The following is a 7,519-nucleotide window of genomic DNA, read 5'->3' as shown; positions in this document are numbered from 1 at the left end:
TTCATGCACTGGCTTTTAACACACTGTTGAGTTCTCAAGAAACGGACGCGTTCACCGTCAACCACCCGGCCGCACTCGCTTCGTTCGTTGTGTCTTAATTTTACCGTTTCATCCGACTTGCTGTCAAACCGGGCGAACCAGCTACAATCTCGACCACCCCGCTTCCGGGGCAACCCTCTGAAACTACTCCATCATTCGGTCCTTGTCCAATCGCGTGGACGCCGCCCGAAGATCGAATGTGTTTCAGAGGGAGTGACGGGAGCCTAGCAGTCCTTACGTGACCTTCGTTTCCGAAGATCCGTAGGCCGCGTTGCCCCGCCTTGAAAACTGTAGCAGCCAGCCAGAGGTCCGGCGTCCACCTTCGGTAACGAATCAGTTTTCCCCTGGTTCGCGTTGGCCAAACATGCCGGAGGGCCCGGAGCCGAGCACGACTCCGGGCCCTCCGCTGTCCACGCCGATCAGCCGGCGGGCAGGGTCGCCAGCTGCGCCTCGAGCCTGCTGATGTCAGCGGCGGACGCCTCCGCCCTGGCCCGCACCTTGGCCACCACGTCCTCCGGCGCCTTGGCCATGAACTGCTCGTTGCCCAGCTTCGCCGCCACCTGCGCGGCCTCCTTGCGCGCCGCGGCCAGGTCCTTCTCCAGCCGCTTGCGCTCAGCCGCCACGTCGATGGCGCCCGCGGTGTCGATGGCGACGGTGACCTCGCCGACGACGAACGAGGCGGTCGGCATGAACGACTCGCCCGGCTCCTGCAGCTTGAGCAGGGACCGGATGGCGCTCTCGTGCGCGGCGACAGCCGTACCCTCCAGCGTGAGACTGGCCGCGACCTTCTGGCCCGGCTTGAGGCCCTGGTCGGAGCGGAAGCGGCGCACCTCGGTCACCAGCTCCTGCAGGGCGAGGATCTGCGCCTCGGCCGCCGGGTCCGCGTAGCGGTCGTCGGCCACCGGCCACGGTGCGACGACCACCGACTCGCCGCCGGTCACTGCGCGCCAGAGCTCCTCGGTCACGAACGGCACGAACGGGTGCAGCAGCCTCAGCAGCGCGTCGAACACATGCCCGAGCACGATGCGGGTCTGGTCGAGCCCCTCGGCGAGCTGGACCTTGGCCAGCTCCAGGTACCAGTCGCAGACCTCGTCCCACGCGAAGTGGTAGAGCAGGTCGGCGACCTTGGCGAACTCGAACTCCTCGAACGCCTCGTCGACCTGGCGAACGACGGTCTGCAGCCGCGACAGGATCCACCGGTCGGCCGACGTCAGCGCGGTGGGCAGCTCGCCGGTGGTCGCGCCGTTCATGAGCGCGAAGCGCGTGGCGTTCCAGATCTTGTTGCAGAAGTTGCGCGAGCCGGCCGCCCACTCCTCGCTGACCGCCACGTCGGAGCCGGGGTTGGCGCCGCGCAGCAGGGTGAAACGGGTGGCGTCGGCGCCGTAGCGGTCGATCCAGTCGAGCGGGTCGACCACGTTGCCGAAGGACTTCGACATCTTCTTGCCGAACTGGTCGCGGACCATGCCGTGGAGGGCGACGGTGCGGAAGGGCGGCTGGCCGTCCATCGCGTACAGGCCCAGCATCATCATCCGCGCCACCCAGAAGAACAGGATGTCGTATCCCGTCACCAGCACGGTCGTCGGGTAGAAGCGGGCCAGCTCGGGCGTCTGCGCCGGCCAGCCGAGCGTCGAGAACGGCCACAGCCCCGAGGAGAACCAGGTGTCGAGCACATCCGGGTCCTGGACGTAGCCCGCGGGCGGGTCCTCGTCCGGTCCGACGCACACCACCTCGCCGGCCGGGCCGTACCAGACCGGGATCCGGTGGCCCCACCACAGCTGGCGCGAGATGCACCAGTCGTGCATGTCGTCGACCCAGTCGAAGTAGCGCTTGGCCAGCTCCGGCGGGTGGATGCGGGTGCGCCCGTCACGGACGGCGTCGCCGGCGGCCTTGGCGAGCGGGGCGACGTTGACGAACCACTGCAGCGACAGCCGCGGCTCCACCACGGTCTTGCAGCGCGAGCAGTGGCCGACGGCGTGAAGGTAGGGCCGCTTCTCGGCGACGATCAGGCCCTGCTGGCGCAGCGCCGCGACCACCGCCGGTCGCGCCTCGAACCTGTCGAGGCCGAGGAACGGGCCATGGGCGGTGATCACGCCGCGCTCGTCCATGACGGTCAGCGACGGCAGCGAGTGGCGGCGGCCGATCTCGAAGTCGTTGGGGTCGTGCGCCGGCGTCACCTTGACGCAGCCGGTGCCGAAGGCGGGGTCGACGTGCTCGTCGGCGACGATCGGGATCCTGCGCCCGGTCAGCGGCAGCTCCACCTCGGTGCCGACCAGGTGCGCGTAGCGCTCGTCCGACGGGTGGACGGCCACGGCCGTGTCACCGAGCATCGTCTCGGGCCGGGTGGTGGCGACCACGATCTCGTCGGAGTAGCGGATCGAGACGAGCTCGCCCTCGTCCTCGCTGTGCTCGACCTCGATGTCGGACAGCGCGGTCAGGCAGCGCGGGCACCAGTTGGTGATGCGCTCGGCGCGGTAGATCAGCTTGTCGTCGAAGAGCCGCTTGAAGATGGTCTGGACGGCGCGCGACAGCCCGGTGTCCATGGTGAAGCGCTCGCGCGACCAGTCGACGCCGTCGCCCAGGCGCTTCATCTGGCCGAGGATCTTGCCGCCCGACTCGTCCTTCCACTGCCAGACGCGCTCGACGAACGCCTCACGGCCGAGGTCGTGCCGGGACAGCCCCTCCTTGCCGAGCTCGCGCTCGACGACGTTCTGCGTCGCGATGCCGGCATGGTCCATGCCGGGCAGCCACAGCGTCTCCATGCCGCGCATGCGGGCGCGGCGGGTGAGCGCGTCCTGGACGGAGTGGTCGAGCGCATGGCCGATGTGGAGCACACCCGTCACGTTGGGCGGAGGCAGCACGATCGAGTACGGCTCGCGCCCGCTGCCCGGGTCCGCGCCGAAGTAACCGCCTGCTACCCAGCGTTCGTAGCTCTGGGTCTCGACGTCGGCGGGCGTGTACTGGGTAGGCAGCTCTGGCGTTGTCACGCGGTCAAGTTTAGAGACCTCGGGCGACTTCCGTGGAATCGTCACCCCCGGGACGCGCCGAGGCCCCCGGAGCGCGCTTGTGCTCCGGGGGCCTCGGCGTACAAGGACGGCCTGTGGTCAGGCCGACTTCTCGCGCGGGGTCCGCTGCTGCTTGGCGGCCAGCTGGTCGCGCGGGACCAGCGTCGGGATGGCGTGCTCCAGCACCGACTCCCGGGTGATGACCACGCGCGCCACGTCCTGCCTGGAGGGCACCTCGTACATCACCGACAGGAGCACCTCCTCGAGGATGGCGCGCAGGCCGCGGGCACCGGTGCCACGCAGGATCGCCTGGTCGGCGATCGCCTCGAGGGCGTCGTCGGTGAACTCGAGCTCGACCCCGTCGATCTCGAACAGCTTGCGGTACTGCTTGACCAGGGCGTTGCGCGGCTCGGTGAGGATCTGGATGAGCGCCTCGCGGTCGAGGTTGTGCACCGAGGTGATGACCGGGAGCCGGCCGACGAACTCGGGGATCATCCCGAACTTCAGCAGGTCCTCCGGCATCACGTCGCCGAAGATGTCGGCGGAGTCGATCTCTTCCTTCGACCGGATGATGGCGTTGAAGCCGATGCCCTTCTTGCCGACCCTGGACTCGATGATCTTCTCGAGGCCGGCGAACGCGCCACCGCAGATGAACAGCACGTTGGTGGTGTCGATCTGGATGAACTCCTGGTGCGGGTGCTTGCGCCCGCCCTGCGGCGGCACCGAGGCCGTCGTGCCCTCCAGGATCTTCAGCAGCGCCTGCTGCACGCCCTCACCCGAGACGTCGCGGGTGATGGACGGGTTCTCGCTCTTGCGGGCGATCTTGTCGACCTCGTCGATGTAGATGATGCCCGTCTCGGCCTTCTTGACGTCGTAGTCGGCGGCCTGGATGAGCTTGAGGAGGATGTTCTCGACGTCTTCGCCGACGTATCCCGCCTCGGTGAGCGCCGTGGCGTCCGCGATGGCGAACGGCACGTTGAGCATCTTGGCCAACGTCTGCGCCAGCAGCGTCTTGCCGGATCCCGTCGGACCGAGCAGCAGGATGTTGGACTTGGCCAGCTCGAGGCCGTCGTCCCTGCCGCGGTCGCCTGACTGCACCCGCTTGTAGTGGTTGTAGACCGCCACCGAGAGCGCCTTCTTGGCCTTGTCCTGGCCGATGACGTAGGCGTCGAGGAACTCGTAGATCTCTCTCGGCTTCGGCAGATTGTCCCACTTGAGTTCGGAGGACTCAGACAGCTCCTCCTCGATGATCTCGTTGCAGAGATCGATGCACTCATCGCAGATGTAGACGCCGGGACCGGCGATGAGCTTCTTGACTTGCTTCTGGCTCTTCCCGCAGAAAGAGCACTTCAGCAGGTCTCCACCGTCGCCGATGCGTGCCACCCCAGAAACTCCTTTGCGTGGGACCGCCCTGCTCCCGCGATCCGATCCTTCGGACCCGGTCCGAACCGCTCAGGTTTCGACGTTACCGTCTTCTGGGCCCTCAGTGAGCCCCCTGGCGGCGAGTCGCACCGGAACGTGCCCAATTGGGCAGCGCTCCGGTGCGTCGCGTCTCGATCAGGAAGCGACGGCCTGAGCTCGCTTCTTCCTGGCCGGAATGATGTCGTCGATCAGACCATACGCCTTGGCCTCATCGGCGTTGAGAATTTTGTCGCGCTCGATGTCCTTACGAACTTCGGCCGGAGCCTTGCCCGAGTGCTTGGCGATGATCTCCTCAAGGAGCGCTCGCATCCGCAGGATCTCACGGGCCTGGATCTCGATGTCACTACCCTGGCCGCCGCCCTCGGTGGAGGGCTGGTGGATCAGCACCCTGGCGTTGGGCAGCGCGAAGCGCTTGCCCGGGGTGCCGCCGGCCAGCAGCACGGCAGCCGCGGAGGCGGCCTGGCCGAGGCAGACGGTCTGGATCTCCGGCCGGACGAACTGCATCGTGTCGTAGATCGCCGTCATGGCCGTGAAAGACCCGCCGGGCGAGTTGATGTAGATGCTGATGTCACGGTCGGGGTCGAGCGACTCGAGCGTCAGCAACTGAGCCATGACGTCGTTGGCTGACGCGTCGTCGATCTGCACTCCGAGGAAGATGATGCGGTCCTCGAAGAGCTTGTTGTACGGGTTCATCTCCTTCACGCCGTACGACGTGCGCTCGACGAAGGAGGGGAGAACGTAGCGGCTCTCGATGTTCACTTCAGCTCCCCCTAGGAAACGGTGCCCTGCGAGGACACCTGGCGCGCGCTGCGGACCACGTGGTCGATGAAGCCGTAGTCCTTGGCCTCGTCGGCGGTGAACCAGCGGTCGCGGTCGGAATCGGCCTCGATCTGTTCCAGCGACTGGCCGGTGTGGAAGGCGATCCGCTCGGCCAGCGTCTTCTTCACGTAGAGCATCTGCTCAGCCTGGATGGCGATGTCGGCGGCGGTGCCGCCGATGCCGCCCGAGGGCTGGTGCATCATGATGCGGGCGTGCGGCAACGCGTAACGCTTGCCAGGGGCGCCGGCGCAGAGCAGGAACTGCCCCATGGAAGCCGCCAGGCCCATCGCAACCGTGGCCACGTCGTTCGGCACGTATTCCATCATGTCGTAAATCGCCATGCCGGCGGTGACGGAACCACCAGGCGAGTTGATGTAGAGGTAGATGTCGCGGTCGGGATCGTCGGCCGCGAGCAGCAGCAGCTCGGCGCAGATGCGGTTGGCGATCTCGTCGTTGACGTCCGTGCCGAGCACGATGATGCGCTCACGCAGCAGGCGCTGGTACAGCTGGTCCTCAAGCCGGAAGGACGAGCCGTTCTCACGGCCTCGCGACTCGGGCTGATAGAAGGTCGGCGGGCTGGTCACAGCGTCACCTTCCGATGCGTCGTAATCGATGGGCTTTGCTTGTGACCTTAACGCGCACGGCCCACAGGTCATGCCCGGTCCACCGACTGTTCGCTGTCGGCGCAGGTCGGCGTCAGTGCCCGCCGGAAGCGCGCCTGCGCTCCTCGAGGTCCAGTTCGTGCAGCAGCTTGCGCTGGGTCGCGACGCTGATCCGGCCCTTGCGGTACAGCTCGTTGAGCTTGTCCCGCTGGGCTTTGACCAGCTCCTTCCTGAGCTTGCCCATCTCGGGCCTGCCCTCGTCCTCACCGAGCACCGAGCGCACGGTGTCCAGGCGCAGCTCGAACAGCTGCCGGTAGACGTCGGCGGTGCGGTCGTCGATGCGGTCGTCGGCGGCCAGCTCGTCGATGCGGGCGAGCGCGGCCTCCAGCGTGGCCGCGCGGGCGACGGCCTCCTCCTTGATCTCGGCTTCGCTCTCCCCCAGTCCGAGTCTGCGCAGCAGCCACGGCAGTGTCGCCGCCTGGCCCACAAGTGTGGCCAGGACGACACAGGCGGCCAGGAACAGCAGTATCTGCCTGTTGGGCACGTCGAACGGGATGGACAGCGCGATGGCCAGCGTGATGGCTCCGCGCATGCCGGCCCAGCCCATCGCGACGCGCTGCCGTACGTCGATGGTCTCGAAGCGCTTGAAGCGCAGCAGCGGCACGACCACGAGCGTCCAGAACATCCGCAGCAGCACGACGACCGCGATGACCGCCACGACGGTGACCAGCAGGCGCGACCACGACTGCCCGGGCATGGCGCCGAACACGTCGGTGATCTCCAGGCCCAGCAGCACGAACAGCGTCGACTCCAGCAGGTAGACCAGGACCTCCCAGAAGGCCTGCCCGGTCAGCCGGGAGGCGGGCTGCAGCAGGCCCTGCCCGGTGGTGCCGAGCCGGAAGCCCACCACGATCGTGGCGAGCACGCCCGACAGGCCGAGCTCCACGGCGGGCAGGTAGGCCACGAACGGTGTGACGAGCGACAGCACGATCTGCGCGCCGGGCTCCTTGACCAGCGGCCGCAGCCAGCCGACGAGTCCGGCGACCGCGATGCCCCAGAGAATGCCGCCGGCGACGACCTTGACCAGCTCGATCAGGGTGTCGGCGGCGGTGACCGGATGGTCGAGCGCGGCCAACGCGAGCCCGAACATGGTCAGGGCGACCCCGTCGTTGACCAGGCTCTCCCCCTCCAGGATGGTGACCAGCCGGCGGGGCGCGCCGACCCGCTTCAGCACCGCGGTCGCGGCCACGGGATCGGTGGGCGCGACCGCGGCGCCGAGCGCCAGCGCCGCCGCCCACGGCAGCCCCGGTACGGCCCAGCCGGTCACGGCCGCCACAACGAGCGCCGTCGCGCAGGTCAGCGTGAAGGCCATGATGGCGATGGGGCCGGCGTCCGCCCGCGTCTCCCGCGGCGCGGTGAGGAAGGCGGCGTGGAAGACCAGCGGCGGCAGGAAGAGGTTGAGCACGATCTCGGGGTCGACGCGCACGTCGTCGACCCCGGGCAGCAGGCTGATCAGCAGGCCGAAGGCGACCAGCAGGATCGCCTCCGGCACGAGCAGGCGGCGGGCCAGGACGCGGCCCGCCACGAGGGCCACGGCGACCGCCAGCGCGAGGAAGAACAGCTCGTCCCCCATGA

Annotated in this window: 5 protein-coding genes; all 5 read right to left on the bottom strand. The window is 68.0% G+C overall.

Annotation, left to right across the window (positions count from 1 at the left end; all coding sequences use genetic code 11):
* Positions 1 to 458: 458 nt before the first annotated feature.
* Positions 459 to 3,023: a valine--tRNA ligase gene (locus ACWDLG_RS14180; RefSeq protein ID WP_449919700.1), complete on the bottom strand. Its 2,565-nt coding sequence runs from the start codon at positions 3,021 to 3,023 to the stop codon at positions 459 to 461.
* Between the two features lie 117 nt (positions 3,024 to 3,140).
* Entirely contained in the window at positions 3,141 to 4,424 is a 1,284-nt protein-coding gene (gene clpX, locus ACWDLG_RS14175) for an ATP-dependent Clp protease ATP-binding subunit ClpX (RefSeq protein ID WP_354914831.1), read from the bottom strand.
* A 174-nt stretch (positions 4,425 to 4,598) separates the two neighbouring features.
* On the bottom strand, positions 4,599 to 5,222 hold the full coding sequence (locus ACWDLG_RS14170) for an ATP-dependent Clp protease proteolytic subunit (RefSeq protein ID WP_449919697.1): 624 nt from the start codon (positions 5,220 to 5,222) through the stop codon (positions 4,599 to 4,601).
* A gap of 11 nt (positions 5,223 to 5,233) precedes the next feature.
* The gene (locus tag ACWDLG_RS14165; protein ID WP_449919694.1) at positions 5,234 to 5,866 is read right to left on the bottom strand and encodes a ClpP family protease; all 633 of its coding nucleotides are present in this window, start codon (positions 5,864 to 5,866) and stop codon (positions 5,234 to 5,236) included.
* A 112-nt stretch (positions 5,867 to 5,978) separates the two neighbouring features.
* Positions 5,979 to 7,517 carry a Na+/H+ antiporter gene (locus ACWDLG_RS14160; RefSeq protein WP_449919692.1) on the bottom strand — a complete coding sequence of 513 codons (1,539 nt, stop codon included), beginning with the start codon at positions 7,515 to 7,517 and terminating at the stop codon, positions 5,979 to 5,981.
* Positions 7,518 to 7,519: the final 2 nt, after the last annotated feature.

This window comes from Nonomuraea sp. NPDC003727 (assembly GCF_053586935.1).
Note: the sequence above shows the minus strand (reverse complement) of the source record. Positions and strands in the feature narration are given on the sequence as shown.